General features: G+C 42.1%; 21 protein-coding genes. 20 read left to right on the top strand and 1 reads right to left on the bottom strand.

Annotation, left to right across the window (positions count from 1 at the left end):
• Nucleotides 1-8 precede the first annotated feature (8 nt).
• The 15 genes from B5D59_RS09215 to B5D59_RS09145 all read left to right on the top strand — a co-directional run bounded on the left by B5D59_RS09215 (nucleotide 9) and on the right by B5D59_RS09145 (nucleotide 18,251).
• Nucleotides 9-1,265, top strand: coding sequence for a competence/damage-inducible protein A (locus tag B5D59_RS09215; RefSeq protein ID WP_009497312.1), 1,257 nt, complete (start codon nucleotides 9-11; stop codon nucleotides 1,263-1,265).
• Between the two features lie 165 nt (nucleotides 1,266-1,430).
• The gene (recA, locus tag B5D59_RS09210) at nucleotides 1,431-2,492 is read left to right on the top strand and encodes a recombinase RecA (RefSeq protein WP_009497310.1); all 1,062 of its coding nucleotides are present in this window, start codon (nucleotides 1,431-1,433) and stop codon (nucleotides 2,490-2,492) included.
• A 484-nt stretch (nucleotides 2,493-2,976) separates the two neighbouring features.
• Nucleotides 2,977-4,536: a ribonuclease Y gene (rny, locus tag B5D59_RS09205; protein ID WP_078817724.1), complete on the top strand. Its 1,560-nt coding sequence runs from the start codon at nucleotides 2,977-2,979 to the stop codon at nucleotides 4,534-4,536.
• A 68-nt stretch (nucleotides 4,537-4,604) separates the two neighbouring features.
• On the top strand, nucleotides 4,605-5,402 hold the full coding sequence (locus B5D59_RS09200; protein ID WP_009497306.1) for a TIGR00282 family metallophosphoesterase: 798 nt from the start codon (nucleotides 4,605-4,607) through the stop codon (nucleotides 5,400-5,402).
• 92 nt (nucleotides 5,403-5,494) lie between these two features.
• A complete protein-coding gene (locus B5D59_RS09195) occupies nucleotides 5,495-5,761 on the top strand; it encodes a stage V sporulation protein S (protein WP_009497304.1) in 267 nt (88 codons plus the stop codon).
• 159 nt (nucleotides 5,762-5,920) lie between these two features.
• The gene (gene miaB, locus B5D59_RS09190) at nucleotides 5,921-7,468 is read left to right on the top strand and encodes a tRNA (N6-isopentenyl adenosine(37)-C2)-methylthiotransferase MiaB (protein ID WP_078817723.1); all 1,548 of its coding nucleotides are present in this window, start codon (nucleotides 5,921-5,923) and stop codon (nucleotides 7,466-7,468) included.
• Nucleotides 7,468-7,902, top strand: coding sequence for a YlbF/YmcA family competence regulator (locus tag B5D59_RS09185; protein WP_009497300.1), 435 nt, complete (start codon nucleotides 7,468-7,470; stop codon nucleotides 7,900-7,902). Before miaB ends, B5D59_RS09185 begins: the two co-directional genes overlap by 1 nt.
• A 120-nt stretch (nucleotides 7,903-8,022) precedes the next feature.
• A complete protein-coding gene (cotE, locus tag B5D59_RS09180; RefSeq protein WP_009497298.1) occupies nucleotides 8,023-8,580 on the top strand; it encodes an outer spore coat protein CotE in 558 nt (185 codons plus the stop codon).
• Nucleotides 8,581-8,723: 143 nt separating this feature from the next.
• Complete coding sequence (gene mutS / locus B5D59_RS09175; RefSeq protein ID WP_078817722.1) at nucleotides 8,724-11,291, top strand: DNA mismatch repair protein MutS; 2,568 nt, start codon at nucleotides 8,724-8,726, stop codon at nucleotides 11,289-11,291.
• 5 nt (nucleotides 11,292-11,296) lie between these two features.
• On the top strand, nucleotides 11,297-13,126 hold the full coding sequence (gene mutL / locus B5D59_RS09170; RefSeq protein WP_009497294.1) for a DNA mismatch repair endonuclease MutL: 1,830 nt from the start codon (nucleotides 11,297-11,299) through the stop codon (nucleotides 13,124-13,126).
• Nucleotides 13,127-13,148: 22 nt separating this feature from the next.
• A complete protein-coding gene (locus B5D59_RS09165; protein WP_009497292.1) occupies nucleotides 13,149-14,804 on the top strand; it encodes a glycerol-3-phosphate dehydrogenase/oxidase in 1,656 nt (551 codons plus the stop codon).
• Nucleotides 14,786-15,706 (top strand): alpha/beta hydrolase, encoded by a 921-nt coding sequence (locus tag B5D59_RS09160; protein ID WP_009497290.1) that lies wholly within the window; start codon nucleotides 14,786-14,788, stop codon nucleotides 15,704-15,706. Before B5D59_RS09165 ends, B5D59_RS09160 begins: the two co-directional genes overlap by 19 nt.
• On the top strand, nucleotides 15,699-16,631 hold the full coding sequence (gene miaA / locus B5D59_RS09155) for a tRNA (adenosine(37)-N6)-dimethylallyltransferase MiaA (RefSeq protein WP_009497288.1): 933 nt from the start codon (nucleotides 15,699-15,701) through the stop codon (nucleotides 16,629-16,631). The genes B5D59_RS09160 and miaA overlap by 8 nt, the downstream gene beginning before the upstream one ends.
• A 40-nt stretch (nucleotides 16,632-16,671) precedes the next feature.
• Nucleotides 16,672-16,896: an RNA chaperone Hfq gene (gene hfq, locus B5D59_RS09150; protein ID WP_009497286.1), complete on the top strand. Its 225-nt coding sequence runs from the start codon at nucleotides 16,672-16,674 to the stop codon at nucleotides 16,894-16,896.
• Nucleotides 16,897-16,991: 95 nt separating this feature from the next.
• Nucleotides 16,992-18,251, top strand: coding sequence for a methionine gamma-lyase family protein (locus B5D59_RS09145; RefSeq protein ID WP_078817721.1), 1,260 nt, complete (start codon nucleotides 16,992-16,994; stop codon nucleotides 18,249-18,251).
• Between the two features lie 47 nt (nucleotides 18,252-18,298).
• Here the strand turns inward: B5D59_RS09145 and lexA are convergent, their stop codons facing one another.
• Entirely contained in the window at nucleotides 18,299-18,919 is a 621-nt protein-coding gene (gene lexA, locus B5D59_RS09140) for a transcriptional repressor LexA (protein WP_040758222.1), read from the bottom strand.
• A 197-nt stretch (nucleotides 18,920-19,116) separates the two neighbouring features.
• On the opposite strand from lexA, the gene yneA reads away from it, so the two are divergent.
• From yneA to sirA, 5 genes are all read left to right on the top strand, one after another.
• Nucleotides 19,117-19,434 (top strand): cell division suppressor protein YneA, encoded by a 318-nt coding sequence (gene yneA / locus B5D59_RS09135; RefSeq protein ID WP_009497280.1) that lies wholly within the window; start codon nucleotides 19,117-19,119, stop codon nucleotides 19,432-19,434.
• Nucleotides 19,427-20,080 (top strand): YneB family resolvase-like protein, encoded by a 654-nt coding sequence (locus B5D59_RS09130; RefSeq protein WP_009497279.1) that lies wholly within the window; start codon nucleotides 19,427-19,429, stop codon nucleotides 20,078-20,080. The genes yneA and B5D59_RS09130 overlap by 8 nt, the downstream gene beginning before the upstream one ends.
• Before the next feature lie 66 nt (nucleotides 20,081-20,146).
• A complete protein-coding gene (locus B5D59_RS09125) occupies nucleotides 20,147-20,383 on the top strand; it encodes a DUF896 domain-containing protein (protein WP_009497277.1) in 237 nt (78 codons plus the stop codon).
• A 106-nt stretch (nucleotides 20,384-20,489) separates the two neighbouring features.
• Nucleotides 20,490-22,496, top strand: coding sequence for a transketolase (gene tkt / locus B5D59_RS09120; RefSeq protein WP_009497275.1), 2,007 nt, complete (start codon nucleotides 20,490-20,492; stop codon nucleotides 22,494-22,496).
• Nucleotides 22,497-22,665: 169 nt separating this feature from the next.
• Entirely contained in the window at nucleotides 22,666-23,106 is a 441-nt protein-coding gene (gene sirA, locus B5D59_RS09115) for a sporulation inhibitor of replication protein SirA (protein WP_009497273.1), read from the top strand.
• Nucleotides 23,107-23,197: the final 91 nt, after the last annotated feature.

The following is a 23,197-nucleotide window of genomic DNA, read 5'->3' as shown; positions in this document are numbered from 1 at the left end:
GTGTATTCATGAAAGCTGAAATCATTGCAGTAGGTTCAGAGCTTTTATTAGGACAAATTACGAATACCAATGCAAAGTTCATCTCTGCTAGATTGGCTGAAGCGGGTATCGATGTATATTATCATACCGTCGTAGGGGATAATCCAGAACGTCTGGCTCAATCCATAAGACTTGCACAACAACGAGCAGATATCCTCATTTTCAGCGGTGGGCTGGGACCAACGAAAGATGATTTAACAAAAGAAACGATTGCTCGTGAACTGGGGCGAGAACTGGTTTCTGATGAAGAAGCACTGGAGACGATTAAGCAGTATTTCAAACAAGTCGGAAAAACGATGACTGAAAATAATAAGAAGCAAGCTCTTGTTCTAGCTGGCGCGACAGTTTTGCCGAATCGTCATGGCATGGCACCGGGAATGGGAATTGAAAAAGATGGCAAGCAATATGTTTTATTGCCTGGTCCTCCTCATGAGTTGGAGCCGATGTTTGAGAATGAAGCCATACCTTATTTATTAGGTGTCTATGGCAAACAAGATATCATCTTTTCTAAAGTTTTGAAACTGCAGGGGATTGGAGAATCTGAATTAGAAGTTCGTATTCAATCATTACTGGAAAATCAAACAAATCCTACTATTGCCCCGCTTGCTTCACCGGGCATGGTCAAGTTGCGAATCACGGCAAAAGCGAAATCGGAAGAAGAGGCTGAGCAATTGATCTTGCCGGTAGAACACCAAATACGTTCTATCGTGGGCGAGTATATATACGGAGTCGATGAGGATACATTGGCATCGAAAACTACTGAACTTTTACTGCAAAACGATTGGTCTATTTCTGCTGCTGAAAGCTTAACTTCGGGTATGTTTATGGCAGAACTGGGATCAGAGCCTGGAATTGGCAATGCTTTAAAAGGCGGTGTTGTAGTTTATAATAAAGAGATGAAAATTGAACAGCTCGGTATTTTGCCGTCCCTACTCGAATACCACGGAATCGTCAGCTCGGAATGTGCAGAAGCTTTGGCTGAAAGCGTTAGAGAACGATTTGCTACTACATTTGGTGTCGGACTGACAGGTGCAGCCGGACCAGAACCACATGACGGTGAGCCGCCAGGAACTGTCTGGATCGGCATTGCAACTGAAGGTATGGCGACTGAATCTTATAAGCTGCAATTATCCGGCTCGCGTAATTCAAATCGTAAGCGTTCCGTGCAGTTTGCATTGCATTATTTAATACAGAAAATGAAAGAGAAAAAAGAATTGAAGTATTGATTTTTGAGGTCGATTTCTCTGTTGAAAATTAATTTCGCCTCGGTTATACAGACTGTTTTTCAATTTCCGGCAACAAATTATCGAATGCGCGTTCGTTTATTTGTTGTGTATTCTAACGAAAAAAGGTATAATAGAAATAGAAAAAGAGTTGAGGAGGAATTTTAATTGAGCGATCGTAAAGCGGCTTTAGATATGGCATTAAAACAAATAGAGAAACAATTTGGTAAAGGTTCTGTTATGAAACTTGGAGAGAAAACTGACCGTCAAATTGACACTTCATCTTCCGGGTCATTGGCATTGGATGCAGCACTCGGAATAGGTGGCTATCCACGCGGACGAGTGATTGAAGTCTACGGACCTGAAAGTTCAGGTAAAACGACAGTTGCTTTGCACGCTATCGCAGAAGTTCAAGCGAATGGCGGACAAGCGGCTTTCATTGATGCAGAGCACGCGCTTGACCCTGTGTACGCGCAAAAACTAGGCGTCAATATTGACGAATTGCTATTGTCTCAACCAGATACGGGCGAGCAAGCCTTGGAAATCGCGGAAGCTTTAGTACGCAGTGGCGCTGTAGATATTATCGTAGTAGACTCGGTTGCTGCGTTGGTTCCTAAAGCTGAAATTGAGGGTGAAATGGGAGACGCGCATGTCGGTTTGCAGGCACGTTTGATGTCTCAAGCATTGCGTAAACTTTCCGGTGCAATCAATAAGTCCAATACGATTGCAGTATTTATCAACCAGATTCGTGAAAAAGTCGGTGTCATGTTCGGTAACCCTGAGGTGACTCCTGGCGGTAGAGCGCTTAAATTCTATTCTTCTGTGCGCCTTGAAGTGCGACGTGGAGAAGCGATTAAGCAAGGAAACGACATTATGGGGAATAAGACTAGAATCCGGGTAGTGAAAAACAAAGTAGCACCGCCTTTCAGAACAGCAGAAGTCGATATTATGTACGGTGAAGGAATTTCAAAAGAAGGTGAAATTCTAGATCTAGGTGCAGAATTAGAAGTTGTCCAAAAAAGTGGTGCTTGGTACTCTTACGAAGGCGAGCGCCTAGGCCAAGGACGAGAGAATGCGAAAATATTTTTGAAAGAAAATCCACAAATGCGTTCGGAAATCGCTAGTAAGATTCGGGAAACATACGGCTTGGACAAAACCGATTATGTTATTGCGGCTCATGATGAAGAGGACGAGTTAGAAGAGCTTCTCTTGATTCCTGACGAAAAATAATTTTGCAGCTAGAGTCCGCCAATGAAAATTGGCGGATTTTTTCTGCTCCATTATCTAGCCTATTCCCTAGATTCATATGAAATGAAAGAAGCATCGCGGCGCAACTATTGCAAAATAGTTCAGAACCCCCTTCAATTTCCTTCATCATTCCTTGACACAATAAAAATACAACTATACAATTAAAGTGGCGTATTATATATGCCCTACATTGATCAAACCAATGAATTGTTTTTTTGGCAGTATGTTGATTTTAACTTAATTCAGCAAACACTTTGCTCATCTAAAAAGCAGTAAACTGAATGCCAAACAGTCCCGAAACAGCAGGCTTAAACCTGTTGGATTAAGTTAGTGCCTTCGGCGTTTTCACAGTTAATAGGGACATTACTTATCCAGTAAAATTGGTGATGTGAACACAGCCGCCATGGCAAAATTGATAATACGAGCCGACTGAAAAGAAAAGAATAAGCAGGAGGAGGTGACCTCAATGGGTGTTGAAATACTCATCTCCGTTTTGCTAAGTCTCATCGTCGGTGCAGTTGTTAGCTTTTTTATATTGAAAAATGTGAACGATTCAAAAGTGACTGGTGCCAAGCAAACAGCGAATCAAATCGTCGAAGAGGCGAAGCGTGAAGCGGAGTCAGTGAAAAAAGAGGCACTATTAGAAGCGAAAGATGAAACTCACGAACTGCGAATTGAAGCGGAAAATGAAGTCCGTGAGAGAAGAGCGGAATTACAGAAACAAGAAAACCGTCTCTTACAGCGGGAAGAAAACCTTGATCGCAAGGATGATGCGCTCAATAAACGAGAAGCGAGTCTAGAACGCAAAGAAGATGCGCTTTTAGAAAGACAACAGCATATTGAACGAATGGAACGCAAAGCGGAAGAACTTGTTACCGTTCAGAAGACCGAGCTTGAAAGAATTTCTTCCCTTACAAGAGATGAGGCGAAACGTATCATCTTGGAAGATGTGGAGGATGAACTATCCACTGATATTGCGGTCATGACCAAAGAATCCGAACAGCGGGCAAAAGAAGAATCCGAACGTAAAGCGCGGGAAATTCTGTCCCTAGCATTGCAACGATTTGCAGCAGATCATGTTGCAGAAACTACAGTTTCGGTCGTCAATTTACCAAATGACGAAATGAAAGGCCGCATTATCGGTAGAGAAGGAAGAAATATCCGTACACTTGAGACTTTGACGGGCATCGATTTAATCATCGATGATACACCGGAAGCAGTCATTTTATCAGGATTTGATCCGATACGGAGAGAAACAGCTAGATTAGCGCTCGAGAAACTTGTACAGGATGGAAGAATACATCCTGCGCGTATCGAAGAAATGGTAGATAAGTCTAGAAGAGAAGTGGACGAGCTAATTCGTGAAAAAGGTGAACAAACTACTTTTGACGTAGGCATCCACAACTTACATCCGGATCTTATCAAAATACTGGGACGTCTGCATTTCCGTACAAGTTATGGCCAGAACGTCTTGAAACACTCGATTGAAGTCGCTTATTTATCAGGCTTACTAGCGGCAGAACTCGGAGAAGACGTAACCCTCGCAAGACGAGCAGGCTTGCTGCATGATATCGGTAAAGCAATCGATCATGAAGTAGAAGGCAGCCACGTTCAAATTGGCGTGGAGCTGGCAACGAAATATAAAGAACATCCAGTGGTTATCAACAGTATTGCTTCACATCATGGTGATGAAGAAGCGACTTCTGTCATTGCCGTACTCGTCGCTGCAGCAGATGCACTTTCAGCCGCAAGACCGGGTGCTAGAAGTGAGACATTGGAGAATTATATTAAACGTCTGCAAAAGCTTGAAGAAATCTCCGAATCGTATGAAGGCGTTGAAAAGTCATTTGCAATCCAAGCGGGACGTGAGGTTCGTATCATTGTCCGTCCGGAGCAAATCGATGATATTACAGCACATCGTCTGGCGCGAGATATTCGAAAACAGATCGAAGAAGAATTGAACTATCCTGGGCATATTAAAGTAACGGTCATTCGGGAGACCCGTGCAGTAGAGTATGCGAAATAAAGAATAACTAAGTAAACAGCTTCCGGTTCGATTGGAAGCTGTTTTCATTTTGGAAAGAGGTTTTTTTGATGAAAGTAATTTTTATTGGGGATATTGTAGGGTCGATGGGGCGAGAAATGGTAATAGATTATTTATCTCGCCTGAAAAGAAAATACCAAGCAGATGTGATTATTGCAAATGGTGAGAACGCAGCTTCCGGAAGAGGGATTACGAAAGCAATCTATCATGATCTATTGCATGCAGGCGTGGATGTGATCACGATGGGTAACCATACATGGGATCAAAAAGAGATTTTTGATTTTATTGATGAGGTCGATTATTTGATACGCCCCGCTAACTTTTCGGAGCAAGCACCCGGCAAAGGCATGACCACAATAACCAAGAATGGTGTAACGCTTTCGGTTATTAATTTACATGGCCGAACATTTTTACCTCCCCATGACGATCCGTTTACCAAAGCGGATGAATTGGTAGAAGAAGCTCTAAATTTATCTCCATTAGTCTTCGTCGATTTCCATGCGGAAGCTACAAGTGAGAAAATTGCTATGGGCTGGCATCTGGATGGCAAAGCATCTGTTGTAGTCGGCACACATACCCATGTGCAAACTGCAGATGACCGAATCTTACCAGGTGGCACAGCGTATTTGACAGATGCAGGGATGACTGGACCATATGATGAAATACTGGGCATGAGAAAAGAAGACGTACTCTATCGCTTCCATACAAATTTACCTACTCGATTCGAAGTTCCGAAAAAAGGAAGACCGCAACTCAATGGCTTATTTGTGGAACTGGATGACAAGACAGGAAAAGCTCTTAAAATCGAACGAATCCGGATTAACGAAGACCATCCATTCATAAACTAATCTGAATGGTGTCTAAATCCTCTTTACCTATCATAGGATGACTTATGGAATACACTCTTTCCATAGACATTGCAAAATAAGGAGGAAATATCGTGAGTCCCTTGAAAGTATCTTCCCGATCAAATCCGAACTCTGTAGCAGGTGCGTTAGTTGCTGTGATTCGTGAACAAGGCTATGCAGAAATCCAGGCAGTAGGAGCAGGTGCATTAAACCAAGCAATCAAAGCAGTTGCTATTGCAAGAGGATTTGTCGCGCCAAGCGGTGGGGATCTAATTTGCGCCCCTGCCTTTACTGATATCGAAATCAATGGGGAAGGGCGGACTGCGCTTAAACTTCTCGTTGAAAAAAAGACTCGTTAATAGAATTTCCAGAAGATCATGGCTAAGTCGCCATGGTCTTTTTTTCATGACAAACAAGCAACAATTTGGCCCTTTACTGTCATATCCGCCAAAAGTTCAGTATAATAACATCATGTATGCTTATTTCCCGATAAGTAATAGAAAGGGGCTACTGCAATAATGAATGAAGAACAGCGCTTGCAAGCTGGACTCGCAACAGAAGACGCGCCATCAGGCAAAACAACTGAAAAAGACTATAGTAAATATTTTGAGTCTGTGTATAGTGCACCTTCTCTGAAGGATGCAAAAAAACGCGGGAAAAAAGAAGTGGAATATCACGATAATTTTCAAATAGAGCAACGTTTTAAAGGTATGGGTCAAGGACGTAAATTTTATATCCGTACGTACGGCTGTCAAATGAATGAACACGATACAGAAGTAATGGCCGGTATTTTCATGGCGCTCGGCTACGAGGCAACTGATACCGTAAAAGACGCAGATGTGATCTTGCTTAACACGTGCGCTATCCGAGAAAATGCAGAAAATAAAGTGTTTGGTGAGTTGGGACATCTAAAACCATTGAAACTGGAACGCCCCGATTTATTGATTGGCGTCTGTGGTTGTATGTCACAAGAAGAATCAGTAGTGAACAAGATTCTTAAGACTTACGACCAAGTAGACATGATCTTTGGTACGCACAATATCCACCGCCTGCCGCATATCTTGCACGAAGCGTATATGTCAAAAGAGATGGTCATTGAAGTGTGGTCAAAAGAAGGCGATGTCATTGAGAACTTGCCGAAAGTACGTCATGGCAAAATCAAGGCGTGGGTCAATATTATGTACGGCTGTGACAAGTTTTGCACATACTGTATCGTGCCTTATACCCGTGGGAAAGAACGTAGCCGCAGACCGGAGGATATCATTCAAGAAGTCAGACAGCTAGCAGCGGAAGGCTATAAAGAAATCACATTACTCGGTCAAAATGTCAACGCGTATGGTAAAGATTTTGATGACATTACGTATCGTCTAGGCGATTTGATGGATGATCTTCGAAAAATCGATATCCCGAGAATCCGCTTTACGACGAGTCACCCGCGAGACTTTGATGATCATTTGATAGAAGTGCTTGCAAAAGGCGGCAACTTGGTTGATCACATTCATTTGCCTGTACAATCAGGGTCTAGTGACATGCTGAAAATTATGGCTCGGAAATACACACGAGAAAGTTATTTAGAGCTCGTCAATAAAATCAGAACAGCTATCCCGACAGCTTCACTGACAACGGATATTATCGTAGGATTTCCAAATGAAACAGATGAGCAATTTGAGGAAACCATGTCGCTTTATCGCGAGGTAGGTTTTGACATGGCCTTTACGTATATTTATTCTGCACGTGAAGGGACGCCGGCTGCGAAAATGCAGGATAACGTACCGATGGAAGTGAAGAAAGAAAGACTGCAGCGCTTAAATAAGCTTGTGAACGACATGTCTGCAGAAGCAATGAAGCCTTATAAAGGACAAGTTGTGAAAGTGCTTGTGGAAGGCGAAAGTAAAAAGAATCCTGATGTGCTTGCAGGTTACACTGAGAAAAGCAAATTGGTGAATTTCAGAGCTCCAAGATCTGTGATTGGCGAGATTGTTGAAGTTCGAATCAAAGAAGCGAAAACATGGTCACTCGATGGTGAATTCATCGGAGTAGTTAAAGAAGAAAAGGTGATGTCATAATGGAAAAACTATATACAAAAGACGAAATCATTGCTAAAGCACGAGACTTGGCACATATGCTTGCGAACACGGAAGAAGTAGAATTTTATAAACGTGCAGAAGCGCAAATTAACGAAAACCAAAAAGTGCGTGAAAAAATAGCAAGCCTGAAATCGCTTCAGACACAAGCTGTGAATTTCCAGCACTATGAAAAAGAACGTGCACTAAAGAATATTGAAAAGAAAATCGAACAAGTACAAGGGGAGATCGATGAAATTCCATTGGTTCAGGAATTCAAACAATCTCAAGTTGAAGTGAACGATTTGCTTCAGCTCGTTTCAAATACGATCGCTAACAGCGTAACAGATGAGATTATCGAATCTACAGGCGGCGATGTATTACGCGGCGAAACAGGTTCATACGTTGAAAATACAGCACGCAAATCACTTTCCTAATAAAAAATGTCGGCTAAGGAGAAATTCCTTGCCGATTTTTTTCACTTTCTGGGCTGCTGTTGCATAGGATGGATAGAAGCCTAAGAAGGAGGAAGAAAACTGAAAAACTTACGACAAATTGTGACGAAAGCTGTTATTGCCAAAGGGAAGCATCGATCGGATTCTACTGTAACGTTAAAGCCGCCAAATCGCCCTTCCAGCATTTTGGGTTGCTGGGTGATCAACCACACGCATCAAGCGAAGAAGGTTGGAAACCATGTAGAAGTGACAGGGAGCTTCGATGTAAATGTATGGTACTCTCATCACGATCATTCCAAAACGTCGGTCTTTACTGAGTCCATACCATACAAAGATAAAATTGCTCTGCATTATCGAGATGAGCCTACGTCAAGCAAAGAAGAGACGATCGTAACGGTATTGCAACACCCGAATTGCACGGAAGCGAGTATTTCGGAATGTGGCCAGAATTTCTCCATCTCAATTGAAAGGGAATTGCTTGTTGAAATGGTAGGAGAAACGAAAGTATCCGTGACGATTCATCCTCATCCATATGAAGAAGAGTGGCCGATAGCTGAAGCAGAATCATCTTCTGTTGTGATGGAAGATAAAAAGGCCAATGAACCGCATGCTAAAGAGCCGTCACCTCATCCAGTCAGAAGAAAAGATTCACCCTTTTAAAAGCCGGTTTTTCACCGGCTTTTTAATTTTGACCTTATCATGGAAAGAATGAATTTCTTAGAGAGGTGGCTCCTTTTGATTCGTTAACTCCGGATAGGTTTGTTATAATGAAAAGAAAATGAGCGAATAAATGAGGGTTTTACATGTCACAACATACACCGATGATTCAGCAATATTTACAAATTAAAGAACAATACACCGATGCTTTTTTATTTTTCCGATTAGGTGACTTCTATGAAATGTTTTTTGAAGATGCAGTGAATGCATCTTCCATTTTAGAGATCACATTGACGAGCAGGGACTCAGGGGCTAAGGACCGGATTCCGATGTGTGGTATACCTTATCATTCCGCTACCGGCTATATTGAAACACTTATCCAAAATGGCCACAAAGTTGCGATTTGCGAACAGATGGAAGATCCAAGATCAGTCAAAGGCATCGTAAAGCGTGAAGTGGTAAAAGTGATCACACCTGGTACGCTGACAGAAGGCAAAACAATTGATACGGAAGCGAACCATTTTATTGGCGCGATCGACAGCTTAGGAGATCAACGGTTTGCACTCGCTTATCTAGACGTCGGAACAGGCGAAGGGAAAGTAGAATTAATCGAGGGAACTGAGCGCTCGCTGCTAGCGGAAATCGAATCTCTCGGAATGAAGGAAATTGTCGTAGATCAAACACTGCATTTAACTCTCCATGAAATGTTTGAGAATCGTGAAATTATGCTGTCTATTGAAGATGCAGAGCAAAATGCCTCTATTGCAAAAGACACGTATGGACACCTTCCCAATGAACTACAAGAAGCTTGCAATAAGCTACAGTCGTATTTGATGCGCATGCAAAAAATGGTGTTCGGCCATATCCGTCCTTTTGTTTATATTGAAAAGGACGCGAAACTGTCAATTGACGCGAACTCCATGAGGAATCTAGAACTCGTCCAGACGATTCGTTCAGGCAAGAAGGAAGGTACATTATTTTGGGTATTGGATGAAACGGTCACCGCAATGGGTGCAAGAAAACTGAGAATGTGGATCCATCAGCCATTGGCACAGCGTAAAGCAATTGAAGAGCGATTGGAAACTGTCAGTAATTTAGTCGATGAGTTTTTCCTGCGTGAAGAACTAGTAGAGGAATTGAAAAATGTCTATGACTTAGAACGGCTTGCCGGTAGAATCTCAATGGGCAGTGCAACTGCACGAGACTTAGCACAACTGCGAAATTCATTGACACATATTCCTAAATTGCAAAAAATATTAAGTGAATCCAAGCGGCCGATGCTTCAGCAAATTGCGGATAAAATGGACCCATGCGAAGATACGTATCAATTACTAGCGGATGCAATTGCCGAAAATCCACCTTTAACGAGTAAAGAAGGCGGTCTGATAAAAGATGGTTACAACGAAAAATTAGATCAACTGCGTGATGCGTCTCGTAACGGCAAAAGTTGGCTGGCGCAACTTGAGCAAAAAGAACGCCAAGCAACTGGGATTAAAACATTGAAAATCGGGTATAACCGAATATTTGGATACTACATCGAGATAACGAAATCCAATGTTCATTTAGCGGATTTAACACGATATGAACGAAAACAAACATTGGCAAATGCGGAGCGATACATAACGACGGAATTGAAAGAGAAAGAAGAGTTAATATTGAATGCAGAAGCTGATGGTCAAATACTTGAAACGAACTTATTTTTGGCGATCCGCGAACAAGTGAAAGAGGAAGTACAGCGTATCCAGAAACTCGCGACTGTTGTAAGTGAACTGGATGTGTTGCTGGCATTCGCTGTGGTATCGGAAAGAAATCGTTATATACGTCCAGAATTTCATGACGGACGAGCGCTGGATATCCAAAACGGCAGACACCCTGTCGTTGAAAAGATGATGAATCACTCGCTTTATATACCGAACTCTTGTGAATTAGCCGACTATAGCAATATGTTACTGATCACAGGACCGAATATGTCGGGGAAAAGCACCTTTATGAGGCAAGTTGCCTTAACTGTCGTAATGGCACAAATCGGTTGTTTCGTACCATGCGAAAAAGCAGTGCTGCCGATTACAGACCAAATATTCACACGGATCGGTGCGGCAGATGATGTCGCGTCTGGCCAAAGTACGTTCATGATGGAAATGATGGAGTCACAATATGCGCTCGCTCATGCAACATCCCGAAGTTTATTGCTGTTTGATGAAATTGGCCGTGGTACTTCTACGTATGATGGAATGGCTCTTGCGCAGGCAATGATGGAGCATATACATGAGCAGGTCGGAGCGAATACATTATTCTCTACGCATTATCATGAATTGACGAAGCTCGAAGATGTACTCGCACGCTTATTAAACGTGCATGTCGCCGCAAAAGAACAAAACGGCAAAGTAGTATTCCTACATAAAGTATTGCCTGGCGCTGCGGATCGAAGCTATGGAATACATGTGGCAGAACTCGCAGGATTGCCGGCCGAATTGGTAGAGCGGGCGAAAAAACTATTGCAGCGATTTGAGGAAGAAAGTGCTGCCAATGAATCCACCAGCGTGTCTGAGCAATTGGCGCTATTTGATACTTCAATTGAGTCAGCGACGTCCTTAGAACAACAAAAACTTCTGGATGAAATCAAAGCTGCAGATGTACTGAATATGACACCACTCCAAGCGATGCAGAAAATTGCGGAATGGAAAGAACGTGTATCCGCAGAAATGAAAGGTTGAGGCGAATGAATCACATTCATATTATGGAAGATACACTTGCCAATAAAATTGCAGCAGGAGAAGTCGTCGAGCGGCCTGCTTCCATCGTCAAAGAATTAGTGGAAAATGCGATCGATGCACAAAGCACCCAAATTGAAGTGACTCTTGAAGAAGCGGGACTGACATCCATACGTGTAACAGATAACGGCAAAGGCATGTCTGAAGAAGATGCGATTCGCTGTTTTGAACGACATGCTACGAGCAAGATTTCCAATGAACATGATTTGTTTCGTATCCGTACACTAGGATTTCGTGGGGAAGCGCTGGCAAGTATCGCTGCTGTATCTAAAGTTTCATTATGGACATCCGATGGTGAGGACCAAGGAACCGTCGTAGAAATCGAAGGCGGTAAAGTATTGAAGCATGAACCGGGAGCTTTACGTAAAGGTACTGATTTCACGATCCAACAATTGTTTTTCAATACACCGGCTCGCTTAAAATATATGAAGACGATTCAGACAGAACTTGGCCACACGATTGATTTGCTGAATCGGCTTGCTTTAAGTCATCCGGATATCGCCTTTACATTAACGCATGATCAACATCAAATTTTGCGGACTTCAGGTTCAGGTAATTTATTGAGAGTTCTGTCTGATATTTACGGAGTATCGGTTGCCCGCAAGATGATTCCTTTTGAAAAAGAAGACGCAGATTTCAAGGTTAATGGTTTCATAACATTACCTGAACTGAACAGAGCATCGAAGAATTATGTTTCACTTCTGATGAATGGACGGTGGATAAAGAGTTACCCCGGTACTCAAGCTGTGATCGATGCGTTGCATACGTATTTGCCGATAGGCCGCTTTCCAATTGCGGTTGTAAATATCATGGCGGATCCAATCCTAACCGATGTCAACGTCCATCCAGCTAAACGCCATATTCGAATCAGTAAGGAGAGTGAATTGTTTACTTTAATAAAAGAGGCAATCAGAGAGGCGATCCAAAAAGCTTCGATTATTCCGGATGCAATTAAAAAAGAGAAACTAACGAAAACAGATTCTGAGCAACAAACGATTTGGTCGCCTTCGTTCCGTCGCCAAGAAGCTCCCGCTCGTCAACAACAAGTTCTAGAGCCTGTCGTCCCTGCAAAACCTGTTCAAAATCCTTTTTCAGAAATAACCGAACCTGAATTTCCAGAGGCTATTTTCGAACAACATGACGAGCCGCCAACAGAAGAGCCAATTCACAATGAAACAGAGACGGAAACCAGTTTGTTTCCTTCCATCGTACCGATCGGACAAGTACATGGTACATATATTGTTGCTCAAAACGAGGATGGCTTTTATATGATTGACCAGCATGCTGCGCAAGAACGTATTAAGTATGAGTATTTCAAAAAGAAATTAGGTCAAGTGAGTGCGGATGAACGACAACAGCTTTTATTGCCGCTTGTTTTCCATTATTCTGCGGATGAGCAGGTGAAAATTGAAGAATGTAAAGAAGCACTTGAACGAGTAGGGGTTTTTTTAGAAGCATTTGGACCCGCTACGTACACAGTCAAAGAATATCCGGCGTGGTTCCCTGAGGGCCAAGCAACTGCGATTATTGAGGAAATGATCGAGCAAGTGCTGCATAGCCGTAAGGTAGATGTAGAAAAACTAAGAGAAGAGAGTGCCATCCTAATGAGTTGTAAACGTTCCATTAAAGCGAATTATTATTTAACTCAAGCCGATATGGAACGGTTACTCGATGACTTAGGAAAGTGTCACAATCCATATACATGTCCGCACGGCCGTCCTGTATTGATTCATTTTACGACGTATGAATTGGAAAAAATGTTTAAACGAGTGATGTAGCAATTCAGAGAGGAGCAATCAGATGTTTTCAACTATTGAAAGAGCAGACAGTATTGAGGATTTAAAAAGATTTTCATTTGATCTGTTAATAGTAGGTGGCGGAATAACAGGTGCAGGGATTGCGCTTGATGCAGCGACTAGGGGATTTTCAGTTGCTCTCATTGATATGCAAGATTTCGCGGCGGGAACATCCAGCCGTTCGACGAAATTAATTCATGGCGGTTTGCGTTACTTAAAACAGTTGGATGTCAAAATAGTCGCGGAAACTGGGAGGGAACGTGAAATCGTCTATCGGAATTCACGGAACATCACGAAGCCGAGACCGATGCTGTTGCCGATTTATAAAGATGGGACATTTGGCAAATACTCTACCTCAGCCGGGCTGTTGGCATATGATCTTTTGGCTGGTGTAAAACATGCGGAACGCCGTGAAATGTTGAATAAAGAAGAGACGCTGGAGCTGGAACCGCTGCTTAAGAAAGAGCGGTTACAAGGTGGCGGGCACTATGTGGAATACCAGACAGACGATGCGCGTCTGACAATCGAAGTTTTGAAAAAGGCTGCGGAATATGGAGCGCTTTGTGTTAATTATACAAAGTGCGAGCAGTTTAATTTTGAAAAAGATGATGTTGTCGGTGCGGTGCTGAAAGATCAAATATCGGGTGAAAAATTTTCGGTTGCTGCGTCTATGGTCATCAATGCAACCGGTCCGTGGGTGGACGATCTGCAGCAAAAAATCAGCAGCAAACCGAAAAAACAGCTTCATATCTCAAAAGGTGTCCATATTGTAGTAGACCAATCTGTATTTCCTTTACAGCAAGCGATCTATTTTGATCATTCGGATGGTCGAATGCTTTTCGCGATTCCAAGAGGAAATAAAACGTATGTCGGTACGACGGATACATTTTATTCAGCGAACAAACAGCATCCAACAGCTACAGAAGAAGATATTCAATACATCATTGGAGCAGTTAATGAAGTCTTTCCTAGCGTGCAATTAACGCGTAGGGCTGTCGAGTCAACTTGGGCAGGATTACGTCCATTAATTGCGCAAGAAGGAAAGGATGCTTCAGAAATTTCAAGACGCGATGAAATATGGGAAATGGTTCCGGGGTTACTGACAATTGCTGGAGGGAAGCTGACGGGATACCGTCAAATGGCAGAAGTCGTCGTCGATAGGGTTTCTGAAAAACTGAAGCATCCTAATATTCTACCGTGTCAAACGAAAAAAATTGCCGTCTCAGGAAGTGATTTTGTGGACGATCAATCACTGCAACACTATATCGATGAGCAATCGGTGAGAGCACCACACTACGGTTTAACTGTACAGCAAGGTGCTCGGATTGCTTCATTTTATGGGAGAAATAGCGATAAAGTATTTCAGTTTGCCCACTCTATTTCTGCGGAAACGAATAGCTTGCCAATTAGTTTACGGGCAGAAATTCTATATGGCATTCATTATGAAATGGTCACATCACCAAGTGACTTCTTTATTCGCCGAAAAGGCGATTTGTATTTCCAAATCGATGTCGTGGAGACTTTTGCGGAGCAAGTAACCGACTATATGGCAAATTTGCTGCATTACACGGATAATGAGAAAACGGTATATGTAAATGATCTGATGAATGCAATTGCGGAAGCGAAAGGAAGTGGCGCTAATTGGAAGAGTATTGGATAGAGGCGAGAGACGGGACAAAACTGTATAGTAGCTTCCATAAGTCTGCTGAATCCGGAAAAGCACGTGTACATCTTATACATGGAATTGCAGAGCACAGCGGACGATATGGAGAGTTCATTAATTATTTAGTAGAACAGGGCTATGTTGTGGTGATACATGATCAAAGAGGGCACGGCAAAACAGCTGGAGGAAATAAGCTGCCATACGGTGATCTTGGCGATCAAGTCTCTTTTGATCATTTAATTGATGATGTGTTTGAAGTCATCCAGTTTTATCAGCACGAATATCCCGACCTTCCAGTAGTTCTTTTTGGACATAGTATGGGGTCATTTGTAGCCAGACGTTTTATTCAGTTGTATGGAAATGTAGTGGATAAAGTGATCTTATCCGGAACTGGAAGTAATTCGAAAATCATCAGTTACGCCGGAAAACTGCTGGCTGAGTGGAGAGAAGATCATTTGCCGAATAAACAACCGGATGAATTCTTGAATCAATTGGTTTTCGGCAACTTTTCGAAACCATTCGCTGAAGACGGTTCATCATTTGCTTGGTTATCAAGGGATCGTGAAACAGTCAGAGGATATGAACAGGATGAGGCTTGTGGTTTTGTTCCCACTTCACAATTGTTTCGCGTTTTATTGGAAGGTTTGAATACAATTGAAGATCAAGAATCCGTACGAAATATCCCGAAGGAGCTGCCGATTTTATTGGTATCCGGTACAGACGATCCAGTAGGTGATCGAGCGAAAGGTGTTTGGAAAGTGGCAAAGCAGTTCAACGAGGCGGGGCTGCAATACGTGACTGTTCAGCTATATGAAGGCGGACGCCACGAAATGCTTCAGGAAACGAATCGCCTTGAAGTATTCCAGAATATAATTGGATGGATGAAACACTATGAATGAATCAATTGACGTAATTGCAGTGGTAGGCCCGACCGCATCCGGTAAAACTGCATTGAGTACAGCTCTTGCGCTTGCTCTTAATGGAGAAATCATCAATGGCGATGCGATGCAAGTCTATAAAGAATTAAATATCGGAACCGCAAAGATCCACCCTTCTGAAATGAGAGGAGTACCACATCATTTTTTTGATGTGAAAGAACCGACAGAAAGTTTTTCCGTAGCGGAATACCAAGAAGCCGTTAGAGAGTGGATTGCGGATATCCAGTCACGAGGAAAATTGCCAATTATCGTAGGTGGCAGCGGAATGTATATACAAGCAGTCTTATTTGATTATCGTTTCACGGAGCAGGCAGCCGATCCAGTAATTCGTCAAAGGTTGGAAGAGGAATTGGAATCGTCCGGGTCAGATGATTTATATGCCAGGCTGCGAATGTTGGATCCGAAAAGTGCAGAAAGTATCCATCCGAATAATCATCGACGATTAATTCGTGCGCTTGAAATAGTGGAGGTCACTGGCCGAACAAAGCAAGAGCACGAACAGCAACAGGGAAATCAGCCAATGTACCGCGAGTTGCTGATCGGGTTGGATTTACCTCGAGAACAGTTATACGAACGGATTGACCGACGCGTTGACTTGATGGTGGAGGCGGGATTGTTTGCGGAAGTCCATGCTTTATGGGAGCGCGGAATCAGGGATACACAAGCGGTTCAGGCGATCGGTTATAAAGAGTTGATCGCGCATTTTAATGGACAGCTAACGAAGGAACAGGCGATTGAAGCCGTCAAAAAAAACACTCGGAACTATGCTAAAAGGCAATTGACATACTTCCGCAATAAATTACCTATCCAATGGGTCGAAGCGAATCAATCGAATGATGAAATTTTCAGAAGAACCTCTAAAATAATAGAGGATTTTCAGAAGTGAGTATGGAATAACTAGATAACAGAGACAGGGAGGCAATTGAATGGCACAAGGAAATATGCAAGATACGTTTTTGAATGCATTACGCAAGAACAACACATTCGTTACAATTTTTTTGTTAAACGGTTTTCAACTGAAAGGCCTTATTAAATCCTATGATAATTATACGGTCTTACTTGAATCGGAAGGCAAGCAGCAGCTCATTTACAAACATGCAATTTCAACATTTGCTCCTGCGAAACCCGTAATTTTAAAAGATGAACAATAAACAGGCGCTTGCCTGTTTTTTTGTGGTCTTTAGTAGGTCAACTGCAGTCCTTCTGTTAAACTAGATGATGAACAAATTGAAAAGAGGTACTACAAATGCAAATAGCACCAATTAATGATGAATTACTCATGAAATCTCAAGAAGCAGAGCAGTTGATTGCACCGTATGTAAAGGAAGTAGAAGACATTGCTTTCTACAATCAACGAAAGGTTCTTCAGGCTTTCAAGCAAAACCGTGTCAGTGATTTTCATTTATCTGGATCAACGGGCTATGGGTATGACGATAGCGGCCGTGACGTACTGGAACAGGTATACTCAGATGTCTTCGGCGCTGAAGACTGTCTGGTCAGGAATCAAATCATCTCTGGGACCCATGCGATCACGATCAGTTTATTCGGGATTCTGCGTCCGGGCGATGAGTTAATTTATATTACGGGTAAGCCTTATGACACGTTGGATTCCATCGTGTCAGGAAACGGAAAAGATACTGGATCACTGGAAGATTATCAAATTTCCTATCAGCATATTGACTTGCTGGAAGGCGGTGCTGTTGACTATGTCAAGGCTAAACAAGCAATTTCATCAAAAACCAAAGTGGTTGCGATTCAGCGCTCAAAAGGCTATTCGAGCAATCCATCCTTCCGTATACATGAAATAGAAGAAATCATCAAGGAAATCCGCAAAATAAAAGAAGACGTCGTGATATTTGTAGACAACTGCTACGGTGAATTCGTCGAGAAACAGGAACCGACTGAAGTAGGGGCGGATCTGATGGCGGGTTCACTAATAAAAAATCCAGGCGGCGGACTAGCTAGAACGGGCGGCTATATTGCAGGCAGGAAAGAACTCGTTGAAAAATGTGCATATCGCATGACATCACCGGGACTAGGGGCAGAAGCAGGGGCTTCATTGGATACGCTGTTGGAAATGTATCAAGGTTTCTTTTTAGCGCCGCACGTAGTCAGCCAGGCCGTTAAAGGAGCTTTGTTTACAGCTGCATTTTTCGAGCAGTTTGGAATGGATACTACACCGCATTATAGTGAACGGAGAACTGATCTCATTCAATCTGTCAACTTCTCATCAGCAGAACAAATGATCAAGTTTTGTCAGATAATCCAGGATAACTCACCGATCAATGCGCACTATGCTCCTGAACCATCTTATATGCCCGGCTATTCGGATGATGTTATCATGGCTGCAGGCACATTTATACAAGGCTCCAGTATTGAGCTGACAGCTGACGGTCCGATTCGACCTCCTTACACCGCTTACATTCAAGGCGGTTTAACGTATGAGCATGTAAAAACAGCTGTACTCACTTCCATGGAACAATTATTAGAGCGAAAATTAATCTAAAGAAAAAAGTGTATCAAGAACCTATAGGGGTTCTTGATACACTTTTTTTAATGGATCATTCGGTAAACACCGACGACTTTACCAAGTATGGACACATGATTCACGATAATAGGATCCATGGAAGAATTTTCAGGCTGTAAGCGGAAGTAATCTTTCTCTTTAAAAAAACGTTTTACAGTAGCTTCATCTTCCTCTGTCATCGCCACCACGATTTCTCCATTGGAAGCTGTATGTGTTTGTCTGACGATGACACGGTCGCCATTCAAAATACCTGCCTCGATCATACTGTCACCGACGATTTCCAACATGAAGATCTCATCATCTGAAGAACCGAACGTATCTGGTAATGGAAAATATTCTTCAATATTTTCTACAGTTGTAATCGGAGTCCCTGCTGTAACTTTACCGATCAAAGGAACATGCATGACGCCGCTCTTTAATTCGTCTAGTCCTTCCGGGTCTAAGACTTCTATTGCACGCGGCTTAGTAGGGTCCCGGCGAATAAACCCCTTGTTTTCCAATCGAGATAAGTGACCATGTACAGTGGAGCTAGATGCCAGTCCTACTGCTTCCCCGATTTCACGCACGGATGGCGGATATCCTTTTAGCCGTACTTCATCTTTAATAAAAGCTAATATTTCTTCTTGTCTTTTAGATATTTTCTTCAATCTATTCACCTCTTCAAATTGTTTACTAATAAATAGAGATACAGCTCAAGTATTTTGAATATAGTATAACATGTGTTCGATTAGTAATCAAACAAAGGTTCGAATTCTGCTTGACAGCCAATCGTACGTTCTCTTATAATAGAGAACAAGCATTCCGAACATGCATTCTAAAAAGTAGACTACTAGGGGGATTTATCATGAAATTTCTTAAAGAAAATTATTACTTTATCGTACTATTAATCGTTTTTCTTAGTGTTGCAGCTTATCAATTGGACAAACTGTCTGAAGAAGATAATTATCTAGAAATTGTCATCAATGACGGGGACACATTATGGGGGCTGGCAACCAACTATTCAGATGGAACACCTGCGCACCATTGGATTGAACAAGTTAAATCATTAAATGAATTGCAGACTGATCAAATTAATTCGGGTGAATTATTACGCCTTCCTGTTAAAATGAACCCACAAGCTGAACATCGTGTGGCTGAGATGGGGGAGGAAGCGGATGAATAAAAAAAAGTGTGTAATTTATTGTCGGGTCAGTACCGAAAAGGAGAGTCAAGAACAATCCATTGTCAGACAGCAGGAAGAGCTGGAAATATTGGCGGCAGAAATGTTTTATGAATGTGTAGGTATATTCACTGATCGCCAGAGCGGTTATGATATGGACCGTGAAGGTCTGTTGAATTTATTGGATCGTATACAAGCAGAACCAATCGATGCTGTCTTTATTCAAGATGAGACAAGATTAGGAAGAGGCAATGCGAGGGTGGCCATCCTGCATGTCATTGCTAAATCGAACACAGCTGTTATTTCAAACCATACAAATGGAGCACTGGAGTTAAATGAAATGGATACGATGCTGTTGGAGATTTTAGCGATTGTAGAAGAATACCAACGGAAACTCCATAATGCCAAAATACGAAGAGGAATGAAAAGAGCGGTTCAAAGAGGTTACGACCCTTCCCGTAACTTGCATAATATCGACCGGGGCCCAGGAAGAGAACGACTCGAATTGCCTATTGAAGAAATTGTCGCGTTGCGCAACAAAGGAATGACATTCGATGAGATTTCGAGAGTATTGATCGGACTTGGCCATTCGGTTAGCAAAGCAACTGTCCATAGAAGATATAAAGAGTTTCAAGAGCAGGAACACTAATCGTTTGCACTTTTCCTTCAGGTTGTTTACATTTTAGTAAATGAAGAAATTTTGGAGGGTGTAAAGATGTTATCTGAAAAAAAGATTAAGCGTATTAATGAGTTGGCAAATAAATCCAAGACTACAGGGTTATCTATTGAAGAGGCAAAAGAACAAACTCAATTGCGTAAAGAATACTTGGAAACTTTCCGTTCAAGCATGCGTGAAACAATTGAATCTGTAAAAGTGATCGACGCAGAAGGAAATGATGTAACTCCTGAAAAGGTTAAGGAAGCAAGAGAGAACCAAAAGCCGTTAAATTAAGTCTCAACTGCTGATTAATATTGTAATTCATTAAGTAATTGACTACACTATAGAAGGAATACTTATAAAAATAATCAGAAGAGACAGGACGGAAAGGATGTACAGAATGACCGGAAAAATCGATCAACTGGCAATAACAACAATCCGAACATTATCAATCGATGCGATTGAAAAAGCAAATTCAGGTCACCCGGGATTACCGATGGGTGCGGCTCCAATGGCTTATACCTTATGGACAAAGTTTTTACACCATAATCCAACAAATCCGCAATGGTTTAACCGAGATCGCTTTGTGCTATCTGCTGGTCACGGCTCTATGCTGTTGTATAGTTTACTGCATTTAAGTGGCTATGGCTTAACGATTAATGACATTAAGAATTTCAGACAATGGGATTCTAAAACACCTGGACATCCAGAATACGGCCATACAGTAGGTGTGGAAGCGACTACTGGTCCATTAGGTCAAGGTATCGGAATGGCTGTGGGAATGGCTATGGCGGAAAAACATCTAGCCGCAACTTACAATAAACCTGGTTTTGATATTGTTGACCATTACACATATGCGCTTTGCGGAGATGGTGATTTAATGGAAGGCGTTGCTGCCGAAGCGATCTCATTAGCTGGTCACTTACAATTAGACAAGCTGATTGTACTTTATGATAGCAATGATATTTCTCTTGACGGCGATTTAGGTATGTCCTTCTCTGAAAATATTAAGAAACGCTTTGAATCCTACGGTTGGAATTACTTGCGCGTGGATGATGGCAATGACATCGATTCACTATCTGAAGCCATTAAAGAAGCTAAAGGAAAAACGGGCGGTCCTACAATTATCGAAGTGAAAACGGTCATCGGCTATGGTTCACCGAATAAATCTGGTAAAGCAGATGCGCACGGTGCACCGCTTGGCGAAGATGAATTAGCATTAACAAAAGAGTACTATAAATGGACATTTGATCAAGACTTCCATGTTCCGGAAGAAGTATATGACCGTTTCAAAGAAGCGTCCGAAGAACTGGGTGTTAAACAAGAACAACAATGGAATGAATTGTTTGATCAATATGAGAACGAACATAAGGAATTGGCAACACAGTTGAAAAAAGCAATTGCCAATGAACTTCCCGCTGACTTGAAAGAAAGCTTGCCTATCTATGAGGCAGGAGCTTCCGTAGCTACTCGTTCAGCTTCAGGAGAATCCATTAATGCGCTGGCTTCAACTTTACCATCTTTATTTGGCGGAAGTGCGGACCTTGCAGGATCAAATAAAACATCTATCAAAAATGCAGGAGACTTCTCTTCTGAGAACTATGAAGGTCGCAATATTTGGTTTGGTGTTCGGGAATTTGCAATGGGAACTGCATTGAACGGTATGGCTTTACACGGCGGAGTTTCTGTTTTTGGTGGTACGTTCTTCGTATTTAGTGACTATGTAAGACCGGCAATTCGGCTGTCTGCGTTAATGGGCTTGCCCGTAACGTACGTTTTCACACATGATAGTGTGGCGGTAGGAGAAGACGGTCCTACACATGAACCAGTCGAGCAGTTGGCTTCATTACGCGCTATGCCAGGGTTATCAATCATTCGTCCTGCTGATGGTAATGAAACGTCTGCAGCTTGGTATGCAGCCGTCTCTTCAAAAGACACACCAACGGTTCTAGTACTATCTAGACAAAACCTGAAAGTGTTGCCAAAATCTAAAGAACTGGCTATGGACTCTGTACAAAAAGGTGCATACATCGTATCGCCAGCTTCTAAAGAACAAGCGGACGGTATTTTGATTGCGAGTGGTTCCGAAGTCAGCCTCGCGGCAGAAGCACAGCAAGCGCTGAAAGAACAAAACATTGACGTCAGCGTAGTCTCCATGCCGTCTTGGGATCTGTTTGAGAAACAAGATCAGGCTTATAAAGATTCCGTGCTTCCAAAGCAAGTGAAGAAAAGATTGGCTATCGAAATGGGAGCTTCCCTTGGATGGCATAAGTATACAGGCGACGAAGGCTCCGTTTTGGCAATCGATACATTCGGCGCAAGTGCACCTGGTGATCTAGTTATTGAAAAATATGGCTTTACTGTTGACAATGTTGTGAAGCGAATGAAAGAATTGCTAGATCAATAAGTAAAGCACTCCACACATCTCTTAGTTATCTGACTGAGAGATGTGTTTTTTGTTTTATATCGCCGAATTCAATTCGTAACTTTCCGACAATAATAGTGAGGAAGTTTTCCGCAATGTGACATGATTTTGAAGGGACAAGCTCTATCATAGGTTCTAGGAGGTGTTCGCTATGAGGAAATATGAAATTTTTAAGATTAAGGCAGAATATCAATCCTTCATAATGGGACGTGAACGCTTATTGTTTGATTTGTTAGCCATGGGTCCTTCGACGAACTATCAAGAGATTGAATATTTATGTGACCGGCTAAATGAAATGGAACTGGATCAATTGATCCAACGTAAATTGGGAAAAAGTTTCGATGAATTGGACTCCTATCATAATGAATATCGATTGACACATCTAATTAAAGGCGAAGTTTTCATTAAAATGGGCACTCACTGCATACAGGTTTACTGTCAAGGTTCCAGGATGTTAGATTTAGATTTATTTGTTGCGCTTTCTAGTTCGACGGATCGATTTTTCGCGGTAATGAATGAGCAAGAGGAATGTGGATGGCTGAAGCCGGTTAAATATTCAGAGCGTATGCTCTTAGAAGATGTCGTAATGTAAAAATTTCCGCATAATTTATGAAGAGTCATTGCTATTCACTGCTGCTATGTTGTATAATCCTTCTTGGTAGTATGTAATCGAACTATTTTTA

It is taken from the genome of Sporosarcina newyorkensis (genome assembly GCF_900167515.1).
GTDB lineage: Bacteria > Bacillota > Bacilli > Bacillales_A > Planococcaceae > Sporosarcina > Sporosarcina newyorkensis.
The sequence above is the reverse complement of the archived record's forward strand: the minus strand, read 5'-3'. Positions and strand labels throughout refer to the sequence as shown.

What these genes read in the sequence shown, in the direction of transcription:
- B5D59_RS09215 (WP_009497312.1), top strand. Translation starts at nt 9, where the DNA reads ATGAAAGCTGAAATCATTGCAGTAGGTTCAGAGCTTTTATTAGGACAA.
- rny (WP_078817724.1), top strand. Translation starts at nt 2,977, where the DNA reads ATGGGTGTTGAAATACTCATCTCCGTTTTGCTAAGTCTCATCGTCGGT.
- B5D59_RS09200 (WP_009497306.1), top strand. Translation starts at nt 4,605, where the DNA reads ATGAAAGTAATTTTTATTGGGGATATTGTAGGGTCGATGGGGCGAGAA.
- miaB (WP_078817723.1), top strand. Translation starts at nt 5,921, where the DNA reads ATGAATGAAGAACAGCGCTTGCAAGCTGGACTCGCAACAGAAGACGCG.
- B5D59_RS09185 (WP_009497300.1), top strand. Translation starts at nt 7,468, where the DNA reads ATGGAAAAACTATATACAAAAGACGAAATCATTGCTAAAGCACGAGAC.
- mutS (WP_078817722.1), top strand. Translation starts at nt 8,724, where the DNA reads ATGTCACAACATACACCGATGATTCAGCAATATTTACAAATTAAAGAA.
- mutL (WP_009497294.1), top strand. Translation starts at nt 11,297, where the DNA reads ATGAATCACATTCATATTATGGAAGATACACTTGCCAATAAAATTGCA.
- B5D59_RS09165 (WP_009497292.1), top strand. Translation starts at nt 13,149, where the DNA reads ATGTTTTCAACTATTGAAAGAGCAGACAGTATTGAGGATTTAAAAAGA.
- miaA (WP_009497288.1), top strand. Translation starts at nt 15,699, where the DNA reads ATGAATGAATCAATTGACGTAATTGCAGTGGTAGGCCCGACCGCATCC.
- hfq (WP_009497286.1), top strand. Translation starts at nt 16,672, where the DNA reads ATGGCACAAGGAAATATGCAAGATACGTTTTTGAATGCATTACGCAAG.
- B5D59_RS09145 (WP_078817721.1), top strand. Translation starts at nt 16,992, where the DNA reads ATGCAAATAGCACCAATTAATGATGAATTACTCATGAAATCTCAAGAA.
- yneA (WP_009497280.1), top strand. Translation starts at nt 19,117, where the DNA reads ATGAAATTTCTTAAAGAAAATTATTACTTTATCGTACTATTAATCGTT.
- B5D59_RS09130 (WP_009497279.1), top strand. Translation starts at nt 19,427, where the DNA reads ATGAATAAAAAAAAGTGTGTAATTTATTGTCGGGTCAGTACCGAAAAG.
- B5D59_RS09125 (WP_009497277.1), top strand. Translation starts at nt 20,147, where the DNA reads ATGTTATCTGAAAAAAAGATTAAGCGTATTAATGAGTTGGCAAATAAA.
- tkt (WP_009497275.1), top strand. Translation starts at nt 20,490, where the DNA reads ATGACCGGAAAAATCGATCAACTGGCAATAACAACAATCCGAACATTA.
- sirA (WP_009497273.1), top strand. Translation starts at nt 22,666, where the DNA reads ATGAGGAAATATGAAATTTTTAAGATTAAGGCAGAATATCAATCCTTC.